Source organism: Schaalia cardiffensis F0333, from assembly GCF_005886435.1.
Lineage (GTDB): Bacteria > Actinomycetota > Actinomycetes > Actinomycetales > Actinomycetaceae > Pauljensenia > Pauljensenia cardiffensis.
This window is the reverse complement of sequence record NZ_CP040505.1, coordinates 1,294,638-1,315,439: the sequence shown is the minus strand read 5'-3', so window position 1 is coordinate 1,315,439 and position 20,802 is coordinate 1,294,638. Positions and strand designations below refer to the sequence as shown.

The window sequence follows — 20,802 nt, the reverse complement described above, 5'->3', positions numbered from 1 at the left end:
AAGGAATACTCATGGCTGACCTGTCAATCAGTCCCGAGGAGATCCGCGGCGCACTGGACTCCTTCATGGAGTCCTACCGTCCCTCCGAAGTGGCCACGGAGGAAGTGGGCTACGTCACGGAAACCGCCGATGGTATCGCCCATGTCGAGGGCCTGCCCGGGACAATGGCGAACGAACTCCTCCGCTTCGCCGACGGCACGCTCGGCCTAGCGATGAACCTCGACCAGCGCGAGATCGGCGCCGTCATCCTCGGCGACTTCGGAGGCATCGAAGAGGGCCAGCGCGTGCATCGCACCGGTGAAGTCCTCTCAGTCCCAGTCGGCGACGGCTACCTCGGCCGCACAGTCGATCCTCTCGGCCGACCGATCGACGGCCTTGGTGACATCACGGATATCGCGGGTCGACGCGCCCTCGAGCTCCAGGCCCCCGGTGTCATGATGCGCAAATCGGTTCACGAGCCCCTGGCCACCGGTCTGAAGGCCATTGACTCGATGATCCCGATCGGACGCGGGCAGCGCCAGCTCATCATTGGCGACCGCAAGACCGGAAAGACCGCGATCGCCCTCGACGCCATTCTCAACCAGCGTGAGAACTGGAAGTCAGGCGACCCGAAGAAGCAGGTCCGCTGCATCTACGTCGCCATCGGTCAAAAGGGCTCCACCATTGCATCGGTGCGCTCGACCCTTGAAGACGCCGGCGCAATGGAATACACGACGATCGTCGCTTCCCCGGCCTCTGATCCGGCGGGCTACAAGTACATGGCGCCCTACACCGGCTCCGCGATCGGACAGCACTGGATGTACGAGGGCAAGCACGTCCTCATCGTCTTCGACGATCTGTCCAAGCAAGCGGAGGCTTATCGTGCGGTCTCCTTGCTCCTGCGCCGTCCGCCGGGGCGTGAAGCCTACCCAGGCGATGTCTTCTACCTGCACTCGCGCCTCCTTGAGCGTTGCGCAAAGCTCTCCGACGAGCTCGGCGGCGGATCCATGACGGGACTTCCGATCATTGAAACGAAGGCGAATGACGTGTCGGCCTACATCCCGACGAATGTCATCTCCATTACCGACGGGCAGATCTTCCTCCAATCGGACCTGTTCAACTCGAATCAGCGTCCCGCGGTCGACGTCGGCATCTCCGTGTCGCGAGTCGGCGGTGACGCGCAGGTCAAGGCCATGAAGAAGGTTGCGGGAACGCTCAAGATCACCCTCGCGCAGTACCGTTCGATGGCGGCTTTCGCAATGTTCGCTTCCGACCTCGATCCGGCGACCCGTTCGCAGCTCACGCGTGGCGAGCGTCTCATGGAGCTGCTCAAGCAGGCCCAGTCGACGCCGTACATGGTTTGCGAGCAGGTCGCATCCATTTGGACTGGGACGCACGGCTACCTCGATGATATTGAGGTCTCCGATGTCCTGACCTTTGAGCGTTCACTCCTCGATCACCTCAAGGCGAACTCGAAGGTCCTCGACACCATCGAGTCGACGGGACTGCTCGAAAGCGATACCGAGGCTGAGCTCAAGGCTCAGGTCGAGGCCTTCCACGATCAGTGGATCTCCGCTGGAAGGGGAGCGAGCCTCGACGATGCCGAGGTGGAGGCCGAGGTGACGCGCGAAGAGATCACTCGCGTCCGTCCCTCCTCGCAGAAGGCCTGAGACATGGGCGGCAAGCAGAGGATCTACAAGCAGCGCATCGCCTCGACGCAGACGCTCGCGAAGGTCTTCCGCGCGATGGAGATGATCGCGGCTTCGAGGATCGGCGGGGCGCGTCGCGCTGCCACCGCTCTCGGGCCCTACGAGAAGGCTCTGACGCAGGCGGTTGCGGCAGTCGCGGTCCACACGGATCTCGATCATCCCCTCACGCGCGAGCGTTTCGACACTCCACGTGTGGCGGTTCTCGTCATCGCTTCGGATCGTGGCATGGCGGGCGCCTACTCGGCGACCATTTTGCGTGAATCCGAAAGGCTCATCTCGAAGCTCAAGAGCGAGGGCAAGGTGCCGGTGGTGTACACCTTCGGCAAGAGGGCCCGCTCCTACTTCCGTTTCCGCGGTGTCGCGGTTGAGAAGAGCTGGGAGGGCGAGTCAGATGCTCCGACCCATGAGACGACCCGTTCGATCTCGAATGAGCTTTTCGAACGATTCATGGATCAGGGATTGACCTCCGGGGTTTCTGAGGTTCATCTGGTCTACACGCGATTCGCCACCGTGATGAAGCAGTTCCCCGAGGTTCGTCAGATGCTCCCTTTGAGCGTTGTCGACGCACCTGAGGGCGACGCGGAACGCGATGCGGAGCGCGGATATCACGACGATCCTTCGGCGACTTTCCCCGAGTACGAGTTCATTCCCTCGGCACAGGCTGTGCTCGACGCGATCCTTCCGCTCTACATCGAGAGTCGCATCCACAATGTGCTCCTCCAATCGGCGGCTTCCGAGCTCGCTTCGCGCCAGCGCGCGATGCATACGGCCACGGACAATGCCGAGGAACTCATCACCAAGTACACGCGCCTGGCCAACTCGGCCCGTCAGGCGGACATCACCCAGGAGATCAGCGAGATCGTGGGCGGGGCCGACGCACTGGTCGCGGGCTGAGCCCAAGGACACGGAGAAGAAACATGAGCCAGGAAGAAACAGTCGCGCAGGGGCGCGTCGCCCGAGTCGTCGGACCGGTCGTCGACGTCGAGTTCCCGCCGGACAGCATCCCTCCGCTGTACAACGCTTTGAAGGTTGACGTCAATCTGACGGGCCAGGGGGAGGGGGAGTCCTCCTTCACGATGACTCTCGAGGTTGCCCAGCACCTTGGAGGCAATCTCGTCAGGACCATCGCTTTGAAGCCGACGGATGGACTCGTCCGCGGCGCGAAGGTGACCGATACGGGTGCCCCGATCACGGTTCCCGTCGGTGATATAACGAAGGGCCACGTCTTCAACGTGACCGGCGAACCCCTCAACCTCGCCGAGGGAGAGACCCTCGAGATCACCGAGCGTTGGCCGATTCACCGCCAGCCCCCGGCATTCGATCAGCTTGAGGCCCGCACGAAGATGTTCGAGACGGGCATCAAGGTCATCGACCTTCTTACCCCCTACGTTCAGGGCGGTAAGATCGGCCTCTTCGGTGGTGCGGGCGTCGGTAAGACGGTCCTCATCCAGGAAATGATCCAGCGCGTCGCCCAAGACCACGGAGGCGTCTCGGTCTTCGCTGGTGTGGGCGAGCGTACCCGTGAGGGCAATGACCTCATTCACGAAATGGACGAGGCCGGCGTTTTCGATAAGACAGCGCTGGTGTTCGGTCAGATGGATGAGCCGCCGGGGACGCGTCTGCGCATCGCCTTGACGGGGCTGACGATGGCGGAATACTTCCGCGATGTTCAGCATCAGGATGTGCTCTTGTTCATCGATAACATCTTCCGCTTCACTCAGGCGGGCTCTGAGGTGTCGACCCTGCTGGGCCGTATGCCTTCGGCCGTGGGGTACCAGCCGAATCTTGCCGATGAGATGGGCCAGCTCCAAGAACGCATCACATCGGCGGGGGGACACTCGATCACTTCGCTGCAGGCGATTTACGTGCCCGCCGACGACTACACGGACCCCGCTCCGGCGACGACCTTCGCCCACCTGGATGCGACCACGGAGCTCTCCCGTGAAATCGCCTCGAAGGGTATCTACCCAGCGGTCGATCCGCTGGCGTCGTCGTCGCGAATCCTCGATCCGGTGATCGTGGGACGCGAGCACTACGACACGGCGATTCACGTCAAGGCGATCCTTCAGAAGAACAAGGAACTCCAAGACATCATTGCGATCCTCGGCGTTGATGAACTCTCTGAAGAGGACAAGATCACGGTCGCGAGGGCACGTCGCATTGAGCAGTTCCTCTCCCAGAACACCTACATGGCGGAGAAGTTCACCGGCGTGCCCGGCTCGACTGTTCCCCTCTCGGAGACGATTGAGGCGTTCAAGCGCATCGCGGAGGGCCACTACGATCATGTGCCCGAACAGGCCTTCTTCAACATCGGTGGTATCGAGGACCTTGAGCGCCGCTGGCACGAGCTTGAGAAGGACGCCTGATGGCGGATCGGGTACTTCAAGTCGAAGTCGTTTCGCACGAAGGGCGGTTGTGGCACGGTGCTGGAAGCTCCGTTCAGGTCCCCGTCGTTGACGGCCAACTCGGCGTCTTGCCGGGGCGTCAGCCCCTGCTCGCGATGCTCAAAGCAGGCACGGTCACGGTCCAAACCTCGCAAGGAGTGAAAACTTTCGAGGTCGAGGGCGGATTCGCGTCTGTTGATTCTGATTTCGTGACGGTCGTGGCCGATCACGCTACAGTTTCCTAATAGAGGCAGCCCCTGTCCGCGACCCGGACAGGGGCTCCCCGCATCCGATCTCGAGGAGGCAGCAATGAACACATTTCTGTATGTCACCGGGTGGGTTCTGGGCGCTCTTGTGCTTCTTAGCGTGATGGTGTGGGTGTACATCAATGTTCGGGCGCGCCGCCTCGATGGACGGATTGGGGCTTTTCGTTCCTGGTCTAGGCCCGACACTCAGTCCGGCTGGGCCTCGGGCATCGGCCTGTTCGGGGTTGAGACTCTCAGCTGGTACCGCCTGATCGGTTTTGGCGGTAAGCCGGTGTACACGGTGGCCAGGAGGGGCTTGGAGGTTTCCGCTCCGATCCAGCATTCGGCAGATGGGTCGATGGTGGAGCTTCGCCTCAAGTCGGGCGATCACCGTTATGAGCTTGCGGTTGCGCCCCAGACCTACAATGCGATCGTCTCCTGGGTGGAGTCGGGTCCCCCGATTGGCAGGGCCTGAGAACTCTTCTTCGGCGCCAGAGCGCCGTTCGAGCTTATCTCGCGAGCGGCGTGGTGCTTTTCGCTGTGCACTCGTGCTCGCAAGCGCTGATAGGCTCTCACCCGTGAGAGTTCTCATCGCCACCTGCACCGTCGACTATTCTGGGCGCCTATCGGCGCATCTCGACTTGGCGAAGCGCGTCATCATGGTCAAAAGTGATGGCTCCGTCCTCATTCATTCTGATGGGGGCTCGTATAAGCCTCTCAATTGGATGAACGCGCCGTGTACGGTGACCACGCAACTCCTCGAAGAGGGCGAAGAAATGGACGGCGTCACTGAGGTCTGGACCGTTCAGGCCGCCAAAACAGACGATCGCCTCGTCATCCGCATTTTTGATGTCGTCGCGGATGTGGCTGAAGACCTGGGGGTGGACCCCGGCCTCGTGAAGGACGGCGTGGAGACACACTTGCAAGAGCTCTTGGCCGAACAGGTTCCGCAGATCCTCGGCGATGGATGGGAGTTGGTGCGTCGCGAGTTTCCGACACCGGTTGGGCCGGTTGACCTGATGGTGACGGACCCCTCGGGTGCGAATGTTGCGATCGAGGTGAAGCGTCGAGGCGGTATTGACGGAGTCGATCAGCTCACTCGCTATCTCAGCCTGCTTGATCGTGATCCCTTCATCAAGGACCTTAGAGGGATTTTCGCTGCGCAAGAGATCTCGAAGCAGGCAAGGATCCTTGCGGAGGATCGCGGTATTCGCTGTTTGATCCTCGACTATGACGCAATGCGCGGCTTTGACGACCCAGAATCGAGACTCTTCTGATCCGAGGGCAGGAAGATCCTCAAAAAGCTGTCAGACAAATCTTTTGCGTGGCACAATGAAGAGGTGGAAACCTCATTTGTGTGCCGTGGCCGTCTCGTCCTTGAATCCCGCATCCTCGAGGACGGTGTTCTCATCGCCGAAGAGGGCGTAATCACCAGGATCATCGATGCCCACGATCCTTCGCTGTCCAAGGAAGACCGCGAACTCATCGCCGCCGTCCCGGCCTCTGACTCCTATATCCTCCCCGGCCTCGTCGATGTGCACTGTCATGGCGGGGGCGGAAGCTCCTTCCCGAATGCGACCTCCATTGAGAAGGCCCAGGCCGCAATCGACGAGCACCGTCACCATGGGACGACGACCCTCGTCGCCTCCCTCGTGACCGCGCACGCAGATGTACTGCGCGAAAGAGCAGCCCTCCTTACTGAACTTGCCGAAGAAGGTGAACTCGCCGGCATCCACTTCGAAGGCCCCTTCGTCTCTCACGCCCGCTGCGGGGCACAAGACCCGAAGTACATCATCGACCCGGATCCTGAACTCACCGCTGAACTCCTCGAGATCTGCAAGGGCTACGCGCTCACTATGACCCTCGCCCCCGAGAAGGACAAGGCCTATGGCCCCGGATCTGTCGCCGAGGTGCTCATCAAGGGCGGTGCCCTGCCCTCCTGGGGCCACACTGATTCCGGTTCCGCCCCTGCGCGCGAAGCCCTCGAGTTCTCTCGCAAGGCCATCAAAGAGACCACGAATCCGCGCAGTGCGCGCGCCACCATCACTCACCTGTTCAACGGCATGCGCCCCCTGCATCACCGTGATACGGGCCCGATCGGCGAGTTCTTGTCCGATGCGGCAAGAGAGGGTGTCATCGCTGAGATGATCTGCGATGGCGTCCACCTCGATCCCTCGCTCGTGCGCGACGTGTATGAAATGCTCGGTCGGGACTCTTGCGTCTTCGTCACCGATGCGATGGAAGCTGCGGGCATGCCGAACGGCACCTACGAACTCGGCTCCCAGACAGTCGATGTGAAGGACGGCTACGCCTATATCGCGGGCACGACGACTCTCGCCGGGGGAACCGCACACCTCCTGGATTGCGTGCGCGTCGCCACCTTCAAAGGCGGGATCGACCTCGTCGACGCTGTCTTCATGGCCACCGTTCAGGGCGCGCGCATTCTCGGGCGATATGACATCGGCAAACTCGAAGCAGGTATGCGTGCCGATGTGCTCGAACTGGATGAGCAACTGCGTCCACAGCGCGTGTGGCGCGGCGGAACACTCGTGAAGTGAAAGGCAAACGCTCACAGAAGCGACCATGGGCTAAGGGACACCGCGACCTCAATCTCGGTGCCCTCGCCTCCGTGCCCAGGAGCGAGATCGGACCCGATGGGAGGGACTACCAAGTCCAGCATCTGCGCTCCTCCTCGAAGGAATACACCTGCCCGGCGTGTCTTCACCCGATCCGCGTGGGCACTGCGCATGTGGTCGCCTGGCCCGAGCAGCAGCCCTTCGGCCTGCCCGAAGGGCTTGAGGCCCGGCGTCACTGGCATTCGGAATGCTGGAGACGTGGCTTACGCCCACTGTGAGTGGGTGACAACCTCGAAGACAACAGCTTTTTCTCCGGGGGTGCGATGGTGATTATCCTTCGCACCCCCTGGGTGTTGGTGCGGATAAATGCGTCACGACGGCGCTGCTGATGAGCAGTAGCGGCCCAATACGCATTATTGTGAGACGGATAGTGTTCTTCTACGACAGGAGAGAATCGAGTGGGGCGCCTCAAGCAGTACACGGCGGCGGTGATCGCCGCAGCTTTGTCACTCATTTTCCTGATCGTCGGTGTTCTTGCGCTGACGGTCTTTAAGCCCGCCCAGGAGTTTTCCTCTTCGGTCGTTCCTGAGCACACGCTTGTGATGACTCGTGATGGTGTCTTGCGCCTCATGGCGAAAAATGTCACCGTCACAGCGACTTCGAAATCGGGCGCCCCCGTGGCTTTGGGACTGGGCACCCCAGGTGACGTGCTCGGATGGATCGGCGATGACCCCTATACCGAGGTTGTCGGCCTCAGCTCAGATCGTTCCCTTCTCAAAACCGAGGATCGTTCGGCTGTGGGGGACGCTCAGTCAGGAGCCCAATCCGGTAGACACGCTCAGTCCGGCACCCAAGTGGGCACGCCAGGGGCTCAATCTCAGAGCTCAGCTCAATCAGGAGCCCAATCCGCAGCTCAATCCGGTGGTCGCATCGATCCTGAAGCCTCGAAACTCCTCGATGCGCTTCTCGCTTCGGATATGTGGCTCCAAGTCGCGACGAATGATGGCACAGCCGCTTTGTCTTTGACTGAGGTCCCTGCATCTCGTTCTCTTCTCGCCGTTTCCGCAGGGGGAGTAGGCGATCTCGAACTGACTCTGACCTGGCCGAGCGAACGCGCAAATTGGCTCGCGATCATTTCTCTGCTGGCAGCCCTCGTTTTCGTCCTCGTCGCTGCGATTGCCGCTTTCTCCCGTTTCCACCATCTGAATCGCGCTCAGCGACGCAGCTCGAAGATCGCCACGGGTGCCGAGGCCACGACTGAGAGTCTTGAGCCTGCACAAGAAGAAATGAATGTCGAGGACGAGGGGGTGCAGTCTGAAGCCCCCTCGGACAGCCAAGAACACGAGGAGCTCTTAGAAGAGCAGGCTCAAAGTCGCGCAGCTGGCGAGGAAAGGGATCCTCTTGAGGTCTCTTCCGGCCCCGAGGAGCTAGAGTCTTCACCGTCCGTTGAAACGTGCGAGGACGAAGCTCCTGAAGAAGAAACCCGGGTTGTGGGGCGGCACGGATCAGGCAGCCCCATCGATCAGGATCCTCCCGAGAGGGAGTCGACGGATACGGGTGTCATTGATCTGTCGAGTATCCGTCCTGGAATGACCTTGCCGAGTCGCCGGGCCCTTCGTGAGGCGCGTCAGAAGGGTGAGGGCACGCTCATCATTGACGGGCGTGAATTCGACACCGGTCTCATCCCCGTGATCGAAGGGAAAAAGAACACCGAAGCCCGAGATGAACACCTCTCCTCGGGCGATGCCCAATCCGCTGGAGGGGACCAAGACGGAGATGCGGATGATTTAGCCGGGCGCGCCACGAAGAGCGAATGGACCTCGTTCATGCCTGCATGGCGCAAGAAGAGCGAAGAAGGGAAGGAAAGATGAAACGTCGCCTCTTGTCCCTCCTCGTTACCTGTGCCTCCGTCATTGCTTTGACCTCCTGTTCTACGGGTGAGCTTGTCGCCCCCGATCCGGCTCAATCGGCCGAAACCGGGCCGAACCTGGACTCCGAACGCATTGCAGAGGTCTTGGCCTCCGTGCAGGAAACCATTGACGCCGCCGATAGTGCGCGCGACTCTGCGCTCCTCGAGCCTCGCGTGGGAGGAGGAGCCAAGCGCGTGCGCGCCGCCCAGTACGCTTACGCCACGGCCTCAGGGGACTCCGTACCTGCACTGGACCTGAGCCCGCAACACATTGCGATCACGAACTCGCAGCAATGGCCTCGTGCGATTCTCAATATCCGACAGGCCACGCCTTCGGAGCTTCCACTCATTGAGGTTCTCGTCCAAGACGATGCCCGCTCTGATTATGCGCTCACGGCCTGGTGCCGAATGCTCGGGGGCACCTCAGTCACGATCCCCTCGATCGATGAGGGCTCGGCGTATGTGAGCAATGATTCGACGGGTTTCGTCATGACTCCCGGTGAGGCACTGAGCGCCTACACCGATATGCTCAACGCCTCCGAAGTCTCGAATGCCTCTTTCGCAACCGACGAATTCACCACGCAATACGTTGACACCGTGCAGAACCTGTCCTCGAGCCTCGAGAAGGCAGGAACGATCTCGGCTCTTGCCACGCCGAGCGAGGAGCCCGTGTCAGGAGTAGTCCTGCAGGACGGTTCTGCTCTGGTCGCCGCTCACTTCACCTATACGCTCACCTATTCACGAACGATCGCCAGATCGACAATGCGCCTGGGCGGTCAGACCGCGACGATGAACGCTGGGGATGACGACACTGTGAAGGGCAGCGCCGTTGTGAGCTATGTGGCGACCATCCTGCTCAATATCCCCTCCGCCAAACAGGGCGGCGTCGCCCGAGTGGTGGGTGCTGAGCGAATGATCGAATCCGTCACCATGGATGATTCCTCCAACCCAGACGGCAACTAAGAGATCTGAAGGAAAGAAGCTCGAACAGTGACAGAGCAGATGAACCCGGCCGACTCTCATGGAGCGATCGACCTTTCCGCTTCACCATCGCAGGCTCCAACGAAAGAGGCCCCCGGGGCGGGGGAGGGGCTGAACATTCCTCTGGTCCTTTCGGGAACGGAAGAGAACTTCCAGGCGATCATGGCGACCTCGCAGAACCTGCCGGTCATTATCACCATGTATTCGGGCCGTTCCCTTGAGAGCAAGCCGACGCTCCAGGTGTTCGAAGGACTTGCCCGAGAGTTCGGGGGCCGCTTTCAGTTCGTCTCCATCGATATCGACGCCAATCCCGCGATCGCCCAGGCTTTCCAGATCGAGGGCGTTCCTACGGCGGTTGCGCTCATCGGTGGGCGCCCTCTGCCCCTTTTCCAAGGGGCGGCGCAAAAGGAGCAGGTCAAACCGATTATCGAACAGGTCTTGGAGGCCGCCTCGCAGATGGGTGTCACCGGCCGCGTCGCGCTGAGCGCTGAGGACATCGCCGAGCCGATCCCCCCTGAGCACGAGGCCCCCCTTGCAGCGGAGACCGCAGGAGATCTCAAGAGCGCGATCGCCCAATGGGAGCGCGTGATCGAACTCAATCCTCGTGACACGAAGGCGAAGACGCATCTGGCGCGCGTGCGCCTCCTGGAGCGCAGTGCGAATACTCCTGTGCAGGACCCGGCCGCCAAAGCCGACGCCCTTTTCTCAGCAGGGCAAGAGGAGCAGGCCTACGATCTGCTGCTGGACATCATTGGAGGCGAAGACGAAGAGGACGTGAAGGACGCGGCGCGTCTGCGCCTCCTTGACCTCTTCCGTATCGCGGGCAACACCCCGGCGGTGCTCAAGGCCCGCACTCGCCTGTCAATGCTCGTGATGATCTGAGCTTCAGACCTCTGTGAAGGGGCTGCCCGTTTTCGGGCAGCCCCTTCACCTCTTCTTCAGCCGAGGAGGGCGCTGATCCCCTCCAGGGGGATCGCCAACCAATCGGGACGGTTCCTCGCCTCGTAGACGGCCTCGTAGAGGGCCTTATCGAGTTCGAGAGCCTCCAGCAGGATTGCGCGGGTTCGGGACTGCTCCTCGTTGAGCGGCGATGAGGCCTGGGTGTAGCCCTCGAGGAAGGAATGGCGCATTTGAGAAAGCCACGTGGGATCTGCTGCTTTCCCCACGGCTGCGGCATAGTCGAAGGAGCGGAGCATACCGGCGACATCGCGCATCGGCTGGTCCGGCATTGAACGCTCGGCGAGGGGACGCAAAGGCTCGCCCTCGAAATCCAAGACGAACCAGCGCTCCTGAGCCCCTTCGGGAACCTCCTTTTCACGCAGGACCTGCCCGAGGTGATAATCGCCGTGAATACGGCTCGCGGGCTCCAGGCAATCAAGCGTGTCCAACTTGGAAAGGACCTCTTCGACCCGCTGTCTCAGGCCCTCGATTCGGGCCTCGAGTTCTCCGACCTCGTCGATCGCCCAACGGGCGCGAGAACGAAGCGATGCTGCGAGTTCACGGGGTGAAGAGGGCGTGGCAGTACCGAGGGCCTTTTGAATGTACACGTGCATCTGAGCACTCGTTTCACCCAATTCTCGGGCGAGAGCGCGCGCTCGAGCACGAATGGGACCATCCACGTCATCGGTATGTGCAAGCTCGCAGAACAATTCGAAACCATCGTCGGCCTTCGGGATGAAGACGCAGGCAACCGCCGAATCGGAGAGGACCGGAAGATGGGTGAGGGGGTCTTCCCAGCTGAGAGTGGACCAGGCGACGGGGGTACGCACACGGTCCCAGCCCTCGCCCGCAAGGGCCGCAGAGACTTCAACATCCGGGTTACGTCCGGGAGCGAGAACACGGAAGAGCTTAACGACAATATCGGAATCACAGCCGTCTGAACGGTCATGGGGAGAGGGCATGACGACATTCGTATTGGACTGTTCCCCGGTCATGACCCTGCCCGAATCTGCGCGAGACGAGATTGCTTCTGCTCCTGCGCCCATGACGCTTCCGGCTTCGAGGGCGGCGTGGGCCCAGGCCCGCCAAAAGTCGGGGTGGTGGGGTCCATCGACGAGGGCGGAGGAGGAACCCGGGATGACGAAACCCCATGTGCCCGCCGACTCTCCCGGGGAGGCGAAAGAATCGAGGTCCTCGGCGGCAGCCAGGACGAGGGGAACATGGATGAGAACGGGCGCATCCTCATTGGGGCGTTTGGCTGCGATCAGGAGGTCTTTGACATTCCAGGCGAGCTGAACCTCGACGGCGATTGACAGCTCTTCGAGCGTGGGAACGGCGTTTCCCTTCAAAGGGAACCATCGACGTTCAGGCATCCACTTGAGCAGGAGGCTGAGGAGTTCGGATTCGCTGGGCCATTCGTGTGCTGAGTTGAGGGGGACCATTCCTCCATCATCCCTCATTGGAAGCGTTTCCGGTAGCGGCTAGAGCGAGGCGCGAACGGGGAAGTGATCGGGGCTGAAAGGGGGAGTGAATCGACGAGTTGTCGAAGAGATAAGAAGAGGCTGAGCTCGGGCATCCTGGATGCGGGAGGGATTACAGCGGTACGCAAGCGCACAGCTTCATCGATCTCATCCACGGCCTGCACGAGGCGGTGCCCCGACCATTGGCCGGGGCACCACGAGAGTCGAACAGATCAGTTCGCCGCGTCAGCGGGAGAGAGCCAGAGAACACCGAGGGGTGGGATGCGCAACTCGACCGAGTAGGGGCGTCCGTTCCACGGGATCGGCTCGGCGATGATCGTTCCCGGGTTCGTCACTCCAGAGCCTCCGAAGTCCTCTGCATCGGTGTTGAGGATCTCCGTCCATTCGCCGCCGAAGGGCAGGCCGATCCGGTAGCCCTCATGCGGGTTTCCGGCGAAGTTCGCGGCGCACACGACAACGGGCTGATCAGAACCACTCCTCTGTCCCTTGCGCAGGTAGGAGATGAGATTGTGATCGCCATCGGAGGCGTCAATCCACTCGAAACCGGTGTAATCGTCATCCCAGAACGCCGAGTTCTTCGTGTAGATCCGGTTGAGTTCAGCGACAAGACGCTGCACGCCCGCATGTCCTTCGAAGTCCGTGAGCCACCAGTCGAGGGAGTAGGACTCGTTCCACTCCTGACGCTGAGCGATCTCCTGGCCCATGAAAACGAGCTGCTTGCCCGGATGCGACCACTGGTAGGCGAAAAGGGCGCGAAGGCCTGCAAAACGCTGCCAGTCATCACCCGGCATCTTCTCAACGAGGGTCCTTTTACCGTGCACGACCTCATCGTGGGAGAGGGGCAGAACATAGTTCTCAGAGAAGGCGTACACGAGGGAGAAGGTGAGTTCCCCGTGGTGCCAGCGCCGGTTGACCGGGTCTTCGGACAGGTAGCGCAGGGTGTCGTTCATCCAGCCCATGTTCCACTTCATGCCAAAACCCAGGCCCCCACCACTGGTCGGTGCGGTGACTCCTGGCCATGCGGTCGACTCTTCGGCGATCATCACGATGCCCGGGTGACGCAGGTAGGCGGTCGCATTCGCCTCCTGGAGGAACTCGATCGCCTCCAGGTTCTCGCGGCCTCCGTACTGGTTCGGACGCCATTGGCCGTCCTTGCGCGAGTAATCGAGGTAGAGCATGGAGGCGACGGCGTCGACGCGCAGCCCGTCGATGTGGAAGTCCTCAAGCCAGTACAAGGCATTCGCGACGAGGAAGTTACGGACTTCGCGTCGACCGAAGTTGAAAACGTAGGTACCCCAGTCCGGGTGCTCCCCGCGCAGGGGATCCGGGTCCTCGTACAGGGGAGTGCCGTCGAAACGGGCGAGCGCCCAATCATCCTTCGGGAAGTGGGCGGGCACCCAGTCGAGGATGACGCCGATCCCGGCCTTGTGGAGTTCATCAACGAGGTAGCGGAAGTCGTCGGGAGTGCCGAAACGCGAAGTCGGCGCATAGTAGGAAGTGACCTGGTAGCCCCAGGATCCTCCGAAGGGGTGCTCGGCGAGGGGCATGAACTCGACGTGGGTGAAGCCCATCTCCTTGAGGTAGGGGACGAGTTCATCAGCGAGTCCGCGGTATCCCAGGCCCTGCTTCCACGATCCCGCGTGGATTTCGTAGATCGACATCGGGCCGGTGTGCACGGAGCTTTGCGCGCGCTTGGCCATCCACTCGTCATCGCTCCACTCATGGAAGTAGTCGGTGACGACGGAGGCAGTGGCCGGGGGAATCTCAGTGGCGCGTGCGAGCGGATCAGCCTTTTGGAACCAGTCGCCGCCGGGTCCTTGGATCTCGTACTTGTATCGGGCGCCGACCTTCACTCCGGGGATGAAGATCTCCCAGACTCCAGAAGAGCCGAGGGAACGCATCGCAGTTGCACTGCCATCCCAGAAATTGAAATCGCCGACGACGCGGACAGCACGAGCATTCGGTGCCCACACGGCGAAGGCCACGCCTTCGACCTCGCCCATGGTTCCTTGGAAGGTCTTGACGTGGGCGCCGAGAACCTTCCAGAGCTGCTCGTGACGTCCCTCGGAAATGAGGTAGGTGTCCATCTCGCCCAGGGTCGGCAGATAGTGGTAAGGGTCGTCGAGGAGGGTGATCTGATCGCCGTAGGTGACGCGCACGCGGTAGTCGGGGATCTCCTCAAGGGGGAGGACCACGACCCACACGCCGCAGCGTTCGTGCGTTGCCGGATATGACTCGTCAGCGGTGACGATGTCGACGGCATCGGCAAGGTGGTGAACCGTGCGAACCGTCACGGAACCATTGCCGAGGTGAGCTCCGAGAACGGAGTGGGGCATGTAATGAGACCCGGAGCCGATCGCGTCGAGGACGCCGTCGTCAACGGGGATGGGAGTCATATCCGTATCCATGGGACTAATTGTCGCACGTCACGCTCCTTCGTGTGAGCGGCGCGACACATCATCTTCAAGAAGAATCACTGAAAGAGCGATCGTGCGTCTCGGTGCGGAGCAGAGGAAGAGCCCTGAAAAGAAACGGGGCTTGGCCCCTGACAGAAAAATCAGGGGCCAAGCCGGTGGAGAGCTCGGATGAAGCGGAATCAGCGGCGTTCAGTGTCCGCTCGTCCACGGATCGAAATCCGTCGCTGGTTCGACCGAGAAGACATGACCCAGGCGCGTAACGGGGGAGAGGTCCACCCAATTGTTCGCGCCCCAGGTGTAGGTGCGACCATCGAGTTCATCCACGACCTTGAACAGGCCGCCGGGCGCGTCAACTCCGAGGGAAGACACATCGATCTCAACCGTTCCCGACACGCCCTGATGCGGGTCGAGAGAAACGACGCAGATGACGGTGTCGGGCTGTCCGGACTCGGTGAAACGGGCGGGGACTTGCTTGGAGAAGCATATGATCCCCGGGTGCGAGGTCGGATGGATCTTCAAGGAGTGCAGCTGGCGCAAGGCCGGATGCTTCGCCCTCGCAGCGTTGAGGAGGGTGAAGAGCTTCGTAATGCCGATCGATTCGGCCTCCTCCCACTTCCTCGGGCGGAACTCGTACTTCTCATTGTCGTTCTGCTCTTCGAAACCGGGGCGCTGGACGTTCTCAATGAACTCGTAACCCGAGTAGATCCCCCAGTTCGGCGAGCCGAGGGCGGCGAGCAAAGCGCGGATTGCGAAGATCGCCGTTCCACCTGTCGTCATCTGGGCGGTGAGAATGTCGTGCGTCGTCGGCCAGAAAGTCGGTCGCAGGACGTGGGCGGTCTCGTGAGCGAGCTCGTCCAAGTAGGATTCGATCTCGTCTTTCGTTGTGCGCCACGCGAAATACGTGTAGGACTGGTCGAAACCGACCGCGCCGAGGGTGCGCATCATCGCAGGACGGGTGAAAGCCTCAGCCAAGAAGATGATGTTCGGGTGCGTCCTCTTCACATCGGCGATGATCTCTTGCCAGAAGCGCACGGGCTTCGTGTGCGGGTTGTCGACGCGGAAGATCGTGACGCCATGAGAGATCCAGACCTCCAGGACCTCTCGGACCGCGGCGTAGATTCCCGGGTAGTCGTTGTCGAAGTTCAGGGGGTAGATGTCCTGGTACTTCTTCGGGGGGTTCTCCGCAAAGGCGATGGATCCGTCGGCGCGGGTTGTGAACCACTCGGGGTGGGACTTCACCCAGGGATGATCCGGTGAGCACTGGAGCGCCAAGTCGAGGGCGACTTCCATGCCCAGGGAGCGGGCACGATCGACGAAAGCGTCGAAGTCATTGAAATCTCCGAGCTCGGGGTGGATCGCGTCGTGTCCTCCGGCTTCGGCGCCGATGCCATAGGGGGAACCGGGGTCGCCTTCGAGTGCGACGAGGGTGTTGTTTTTCCCCTTGCGGTTTGTCACGCCGATCGGGTGGATCGGAGTCAGGTAGACGACGTCGAAGCCCATATCGGCGATGCGTTCGAGCTCAGTGGCGGCGGTCTTCAAAGTGCCGGAGACCCAGGTGCCGTCGGGGCGCTGGAAGGCGCCGGCCGAACGGGGGAAGATCTCGTACCAGGCGCCGCTGAGTGCTCGGGAGCGGGCGACTTGAAGAGGATAGGTGCGTGAAGAGCCGATGAGGTCGCGCACAGGGTGAGCGCGGAACACCGCGCGCACGCGGGAGGACAAGCCTGCGGATAAGCGCTGCTGGGGTGAGCGGGAAGAATCTCGAAGATGAGCAGCTGCGTCTTCCAAGACAGCCGTTTCCTCAGGTGAGAGGGGCTCTTGGGTTGGATTGAGAATTGCAGTTCCGGTGATGGCGCGTTCGAAGAGACGAGCACCCTCTTCGAGCATGAGATCAACGTCGACCCCCGCATCCACTTTGATGGCCGCGTCGTGACGCCAGGTCGCATAAGGGTCGGACCAGGAGTCTACCCGAAAGCCCCAGTCCCCCGGTCGATCGGGCATCACCCAGGCTTCGTAGCGGTCGAGTCCTGGAGCGATGTCGCTCATAGGAGCACGAGAGTGCTCCTTGCCTTTCGGGTCGATGAGCACTGCTTCAGCGGCGTAGGCGTCGTGGCCCTCACGAAAGACGGTGGCCCGGATGGGGAAGGGCTCGTTCTCGGTCGCCTTGGCTGGAATACAGCCGCCCTCGACGACGGGGAAGAGCTCGGTAACGGGGATACGGGGCAAAAGATTGTCACTCACGTCACCAGGTTAGCGAAGAGAGTGTTCCTTCGTGCCCTTCATGGGCAATTGCCTCCAGCTCAGATTCCACGCCCGAAACGCTCAGGGGGCATACGCAAGCATGAGGAGGAAAACGCCCCGATCTCGGCCCGTGTATCGGAGTTGGGGGCATGCGTAGACGCGAGGAGGAAAGGCCTTCGACTTTCCGGCAAGAACTAGCGAAGCTGAACAAGCTTTGGGAAAACCATGGTGAGGGTGTCCTCACACCGCCAAGAACACCCTCACTGACGAGCAGTCTTTCTCCTCCTGAAACGAAGAGAGTCAGTAGTTCATCTGCATGGCTTGGCGAACCTCGAGGAGAGTCTCATCAGCTTGGGCATTCGCGCGCTCATTGCCCTCATGGAGGATCTCCAGCAGGTAGTCCTCGTTCGCGATGAGTTCGGCGCGGCGGGCCCGTATAGGGGCGAGCATCTCGTTGAGGAACTCGGTGACGAGGGCTTTCAAAGCACCGGCCCCCCGATCGCCGATTGAATCTGCGATGACAAGAGGATCTTGGCCGCTCGCCAGGGAGGCGAGCATGAGCAGATTCGAAACCTCAGGGCGATTCTTCGGATCGTAAGTGATCATGCGTTCCGCGTCAGTCTTCGCCTTCTTCAACATTTTCGCTGTCTCATCGGCACTCATACCGAGTTCGATAGTGTTCCCGCGAGACTTCGACATCTTGAGGCCATCCGTGCCCAAAAGGAGGGGAACCTCAGACAAGAGTGCCTCGGGGCGTGGGAAGACCGGGCGCTCAGGGGTTGCCCGGCCATAGCGCTTGTCGAAGCGCTGAGCGATGAGGCGCGCCTGCTCAAGGTGGGGCAGCTGGTCTTGACCCACGGGCACGAGATTCGCCTTGCAGAACAAGATGTCGGCAGCCTGATGGACCGGGTAGGTGAGCATGAGGCCCGACATGGCCCGACCATCACTCGCCTCAAGCTCGGACTTCACCGTCGGATTGCGGTGCAGTTCCGACTCCGTCACGAGGGAGAGGAAAGGCAGCATGAGCTGATTAAGCGCGGGGACGGCGGAGTGGTTGAAGATCGTTGAATGCTTCGGGTCGATACCCGCAGCAAGGTAGTCGGCGATGAGGCTGAGCACGCGCTCACGGATCGGGCCGACGCCATCACGGTCGGTGATCACCTGGTAGTCGGCAATGAGGACCCAGGTTTCGACGCCCCGGTCCTGCAGGAGAACCCTATTGCGCAAAGTACCGAAGTAATGGCCGAGGTGCAGGTGTCCAGTCGGACGGTCGCCCGTGAGGATCCTGAAACGTGAAGGATCTTCATCGATCGCGAGATCAATTTGGGCTGAGCGTTCTTTTGAACGCGCGAGCGAGGCGTCAGACGTGGAGTTTGCGAGTGCGTCTTCACTGGTCGTCATGGGCAGATCTTATCGCGAGCACAAACACTTCCCATCCTCAAGGTGGGGAGGGCAAAGGCGAGCAGCTTCGAGCGTCAAGGGGCGCTGCCTCTTGTCCTCAAGATCGGGGGAGGGGAGAAAAACAGAAGAGGCAAGACAATGCCCAGGGCCGAAGAAAAAGGGCGTGTCTCAGCGGGGAGTCAACGCCGAGGCGAATAGCTCACATCGGACATGAGCAGGCGCACAGAGGCAGGGGCGACTTCGAAAGCCTCTCCACTGGCGACCTGCTTCAAATCGAGGCTCAACTCTGCGGCCTTGATTCCCTTTGGCAAAGCCTCATCAAGGTTAGGCCAAGCGGTGTCCACCGTGAGGAGCCAGTCGAAACCGTGGCCCTCAGGGGGCGTGACCTCGGCGGCTTCCAAAGTCCCATTCACGATCAGCAGAGCATCACGGTCGTGCCAGCTCGCGCCTGAGCGCAGCATCTGGAAAACCCGGTTCTCCTCCTTCGACCATCCTTCAGAGGGCATGGGTGCACCCGAAGCCGTGTACCAGGACAGGTCGGGAATCGTGTCACCGGGGAAGGGCATTCCCGTCGCGAAAATACTGGGACGCAAAACCGGATGCGCCAGGCGAAGGGCGATCAGCCACTTCGTCCACTCTTTTTGATCGATCTGCTCAGCAGTGAGTTCCCAATCCACCCAGGAGATCGGCGAGTCCTGACAATACGCGTTGTTATTGCCATTTTGGGTGCGGGCGAACTCGTCTCCGCCCACCAGCATCGGAGTCCCCGAGGACAAGAGGAGAGTCGTGAGTAGATTGCGCTGCGTGCGCCTGCGGCGACGGAAAGTAAGCGCCCGTCCGTCTTCGGCCTCCGAAGAGGCGCCAGCGATGGTCGCCCTCTCGCGGGATGTCACCGGACCTTCGATGCCGTGGTTCCACGAACGATTATCATCCGAACCGTCCCGGTTGCCTTCGAGATTCGCCCAATTGTGCTTCGCGTTGTACGCGGTGAGATCCGCGAGAGTGAAACCGTCATGGGCCGTCACGAAGTTGATCGAGGCGCGAGGTCCACGGCCGACGCCGACACCATGGTCGTACACGTCGCGCGAACCTGCGAGCCGGGTCGCCAGGTTATTCGGACCCGAGGCCCTGCGTCCCTCGACCAGGGCTTGAACATCGGAAAGCCAAAAGCTGCGCAGTACGCCGCGGTAGTGATCGTTCCACTCGGAGAAGGGGGCCGGGAAATTTCCCGTCTGCCAGCCCCCCGGCCCGATGTCCCAGGGTTCGGCGATGAGTTTCGAGGTCGAAATCTCCGGGTCCGTCGCCATTCCGACGAGCAGAGGATGCATCGGGCTGAAGCCCGTCGAGAAACGCCCCAAGGTCGCCGCCAAGTCGAAGCGGAAGCCGTCAACGCCCATCGAGGTCGTCCAGTAGCGCAAAGAGTCGAGGACCATCGCGATCGTCCTCGGCTTGTCGACGTTCATCGTGTTCCCGCAGCCCGTGTCGTCAATGTTTTGAACGGGGTGAGTGTTGGTATGGCGGTAGTACAGATCGGAATCCAAACCGCGCCAGCACAGGGAGGGCCCGCCGTCCCCGCCCTCGCAGGTGTGGTTGTAGACGACATCGAGGATGACCTCGATACCGGCCTGATGGAGGATCGACACCATGCCGCGGAACTCGTCGACAACCGCCTGCGCGCCATTGATCTGCGCGGCGCGAGTCGCGTAGGAGGCCTCGGGAGCGAAGAAGGACAGAGTCGAATAGCCCCAATAGTTCGTCAGCCCTCGCTCGGAGAGGAAAGGCTCTTCACATTTCGCATGAATCGGTAGGAGTTCAATCGAGGTGATACCAAGTTCTTTGAGATAGGCCACGCACACGGGATGAGCGAGGCCCGCGTAGGTCCCCTGAAGCTCCGGCGGGATGCCGGGCATATTCTTCGTGAACCCCTTGACGTGGATCTCGTAAAGGATCGTCTTCTCCCAAGGAACACGGGGTTTGGGTGCGACCGCGAAACGATTATCGACAACGACCGAGTAGGGGACATGACCGCGCGAATCAAGAGGGGAGCGTTTGAAAGGGTGATGAGTGGGATACAGGTCCTCGTCCACCATATGCGCGTACACCGCAGGCACCATGTCGACGGTGCCCTCGAGCCCTCTCGCGTAAGGGTCGAGAAGAAGCTTCGCCGGATTGTGGAAGAGCCCCGAGTCCGGGTCCCAGGGACCATGAACGCGGAAACCGTAGCGTGTTCCCGTTCCGCGGCCCTCGATGTGCCCGTGCCAGATGCCCTCATTCGAGGGGAGTAGACGATAGCGGGTTTCTGAGCCTTCGGGTTCGATGACGCAGAACTCCACTGTGGTGGCGGCCCTTGCGACGACGGCGACATCGAGACCATTGCCGCGGCGGGTGACGCCCAAACGACCGGGAACCGGATTCGGGTCGCTCACCTGCACCACGGTGGAATGATGGCCGTGTGAATGACCGCGAGTCATCGTTGCTTCTCCTCATGCTCCTCATCAGGCGCTCTCAGCCTGCGATTTCCTCGAATCTTGGCGAGATGCGAA

The 20,802-nt window shown here is 61.2% G+C and carries 16 protein-coding genes; 11 read left to right on the top strand and 5 right to left on the bottom strand.

Features of this window, described 5'->3' with window-relative positions; genetic code table 11:
* Positions 1 to 11: 11 nt before the first annotated feature.
* The 11 genes from atpA (at position 12) to FFA61_RS05430 (ending at position 10,665) form a co-directional block, all read left to right on the top strand.
* Positions 12 to 1,649 (top strand): F0F1 ATP synthase subunit alpha, encoded by a 1,638-nt coding sequence (gene atpA / locus FFA61_RS05480; RefSeq protein WP_005964328.1) that lies wholly within the window; start codon positions 12 to 14, stop codon positions 1,647 to 1,649.
* Between the two features lie 3 nt (positions 1,650 to 1,652).
* Entirely contained in the window at positions 1,653 to 2,582 is a 930-nt protein-coding gene (locus tag FFA61_RS05475) for a F0F1 ATP synthase subunit gamma (RefSeq protein ID WP_005964325.1), read from the top strand.
* Between the two features lie 23 nt (positions 2,583 to 2,605).
* Positions 2,606 to 4,054, top strand: a complete 1,449-nt coding sequence (atpD, locus tag FFA61_RS05470; RefSeq protein ID WP_005964321.1) for a F0F1 ATP synthase subunit beta — start codon at positions 2,606 to 2,608, stop codon at positions 4,052 to 4,054.
* Positions 4,054 to 4,317 (top strand): F0F1 ATP synthase subunit epsilon, encoded by a 264-nt coding sequence (locus tag FFA61_RS05465; RefSeq protein WP_005964318.1) that lies wholly within the window; start codon positions 4,054 to 4,056, stop codon positions 4,315 to 4,317. The genes atpD and FFA61_RS05465 overlap by 1 nt, the downstream gene beginning before the upstream one ends.
* A 124-nt stretch (positions 4,318 to 4,441) precedes the next feature.
* The gene (locus FFA61_RS05460) at positions 4,442 to 4,792 is read left to right on the top strand and encodes a DUF2550 family protein (RefSeq protein WP_425326410.1); all 351 of its coding nucleotides are present in this window, start codon (positions 4,442 to 4,444) and stop codon (positions 4,790 to 4,792) included.
* Positions 4,793 to 4,895: 103 nt separating this feature from the next.
* Complete coding sequence (nucS, locus tag FFA61_RS05455) at positions 4,896 to 5,594, top strand: endonuclease NucS (RefSeq protein WP_040314163.1); 699 nt, start codon at positions 4,896 to 4,898, stop codon at positions 5,592 to 5,594.
* Between the two features lie 63 nt (positions 5,595 to 5,657).
* A complete protein-coding gene (locus FFA61_RS05450; RefSeq protein ID WP_242600902.1) occupies positions 5,658 to 6,875 on the top strand; it encodes an N-acetylglucosamine-6-phosphate deacetylase in 1,218 nt (405 codons plus the stop codon).
* Positions 6,872 to 7,171, top strand: coding sequence for an Rv1322 family protein (locus FFA61_RS05445; protein WP_005964307.1), 300 nt, complete (start codon positions 6,872 to 6,874; stop codon positions 7,169 to 7,171). The genes FFA61_RS05450 and FFA61_RS05445 overlap by 4 nt, the downstream gene beginning before the upstream one ends.
* A 180-nt stretch (positions 7,172 to 7,351) precedes the next feature.
* Positions 7,352 to 8,764: a hypothetical protein gene (locus FFA61_RS05440; RefSeq protein WP_005964304.1), complete on the top strand. Its 1,413-nt coding sequence runs from the start codon at positions 7,352 to 7,354 to the stop codon at positions 8,762 to 8,764.
* A complete protein-coding gene (locus FFA61_RS05435) occupies positions 8,761 to 9,765 on the top strand; it encodes a hypothetical protein (RefSeq protein WP_005964301.1) in 1,005 nt (334 codons plus the stop codon). The genes FFA61_RS05440 and FFA61_RS05435 overlap by 4 nt, the downstream gene beginning before the upstream one ends.
* A 39-nt stretch (positions 9,766 to 9,804) precedes the next feature.
* The gene (locus FFA61_RS05430; RefSeq protein WP_005964299.1) at positions 9,805 to 10,665 is read left to right on the top strand and encodes a tetratricopeptide repeat protein; all 861 of its coding nucleotides are present in this window, start codon (positions 9,805 to 9,807) and stop codon (positions 10,663 to 10,665) included.
* A gap of 56 nt (positions 10,666 to 10,721) precedes the next feature.
* On the opposite strand, the gene FFA61_RS05425 is transcribed toward FFA61_RS05430, so the two are convergent.
* From FFA61_RS05425 to glgX, 5 genes are all read right to left on the bottom strand, one after another.
* Positions 10,722 to 12,164, bottom strand: a complete 1,443-nt coding sequence (locus FFA61_RS05425; protein ID WP_040314160.1) for a phosphotransferase — start codon at positions 12,162 to 12,164, stop codon at positions 10,722 to 10,724.
* A 251-nt stretch (positions 12,165 to 12,415) separates the two neighbouring features.
* Positions 12,416 to 14,611 carry a 1,4-alpha-glucan branching protein GlgB gene (gene glgB / locus FFA61_RS05420; RefSeq protein WP_005964293.1) on the bottom strand — a complete coding sequence of 732 codons (2,196 nt, stop codon included), beginning with the start codon at positions 14,609 to 14,611 and terminating at the stop codon, positions 12,416 to 12,418.
* 198 nt (positions 14,612 to 14,809) lie between these two features.
* Positions 14,810 to 16,858, bottom strand: a complete 2,049-nt coding sequence (locus FFA61_RS05415; protein WP_005964290.1) for a maltotransferase domain-containing protein — start codon at positions 16,856 to 16,858, stop codon at positions 14,810 to 14,812.
* Positions 16,859 to 17,158: 300 nt separating this feature from the next.
* Positions 17,159 to 18,259 (bottom strand): tryptophan--tRNA ligase, encoded by a 1,101-nt coding sequence (trpS, locus tag FFA61_RS05410; protein ID WP_005964289.1) that lies wholly within the window; start codon positions 18,257 to 18,259, stop codon positions 17,159 to 17,161.
* A 179-nt stretch (positions 18,260 to 18,438) separates the two neighbouring features.
* Positions 18,439 to 20,730 carry a glycogen debranching protein GlgX gene (gene glgX / locus FFA61_RS05405; protein ID WP_005964286.1) on the bottom strand — a complete coding sequence of 764 codons (2,292 nt, stop codon included), beginning with the start codon at positions 20,728 to 20,730 and terminating at the stop codon, positions 18,439 to 18,441.
* Positions 20,731 to 20,802 lie beyond the last annotated feature (72 nt).

Excerpts from the sequence above, each read along its gene's own strand:
- atpA (WP_005964328.1), top strand. The coding sequence starts at position 12 with ATGGCTGACCTGTCAATCAGTCCCGAGGAGATCCGCGGCGCACTGGAC.
- FFA61_RS05475 (WP_005964325.1), top strand. The coding sequence starts at position 1,653 with ATGGGCGGCAAGCAGAGGATCTACAAGCAGCGCATCGCCTCGACGCAG.
- atpD (WP_005964321.1), top strand. The coding sequence starts at position 2,606 with ATGAGCCAGGAAGAAACAGTCGCGCAGGGGCGCGTCGCCCGAGTCGTC.
- FFA61_RS05465 (WP_005964318.1), top strand. The coding sequence starts at position 4,054 with ATGGCGGATCGGGTACTTCAAGTCGAAGTCGTTTCGCACGAAGGGCGG.
- FFA61_RS05460 (WP_425326410.1), top strand. The coding sequence starts at position 4,442 with ATGGTGTGGGTGTACATCAATGTTCGGGCGCGCCGCCTCGATGGACGG.
- FFA61_RS05435 (WP_005964301.1), top strand. The coding sequence starts at position 8,761 with ATGAAACGTCGCCTCTTGTCCCTCCTCGTTACCTGTGCCTCCGTCATT.
- FFA61_RS05430 (WP_005964299.1), top strand. The coding sequence starts at position 9,805 with ATGAACCCGGCCGACTCTCATGGAGCGATCGACCTTTCCGCTTCACCA.
- FFA61_RS05425 (WP_040314160.1), bottom strand. The coding sequence starts at position 12,164 with ATGGTCCCCCTCAACTCAGCACACGAATGGCCCAGCGAATCCGAACTC.
- glgB (WP_005964293.1), bottom strand. The coding sequence starts at position 14,611 with ATGGATACGGATATGACTCCCATCCCCGTTGACGACGGCGTCCTCGAC.
- trpS (WP_005964289.1), bottom strand. The coding sequence starts at position 18,259 with ATGACGACCAGTGAAGACGCACTCGCAAACTCCACGTCTGACGCCTCG.
- glgX (WP_005964286.1), bottom strand. The coding sequence starts at position 20,730 with ATGACTCGCGGTCATTCACACGGCCATCATTCCACCGTGGTGCAGGTG.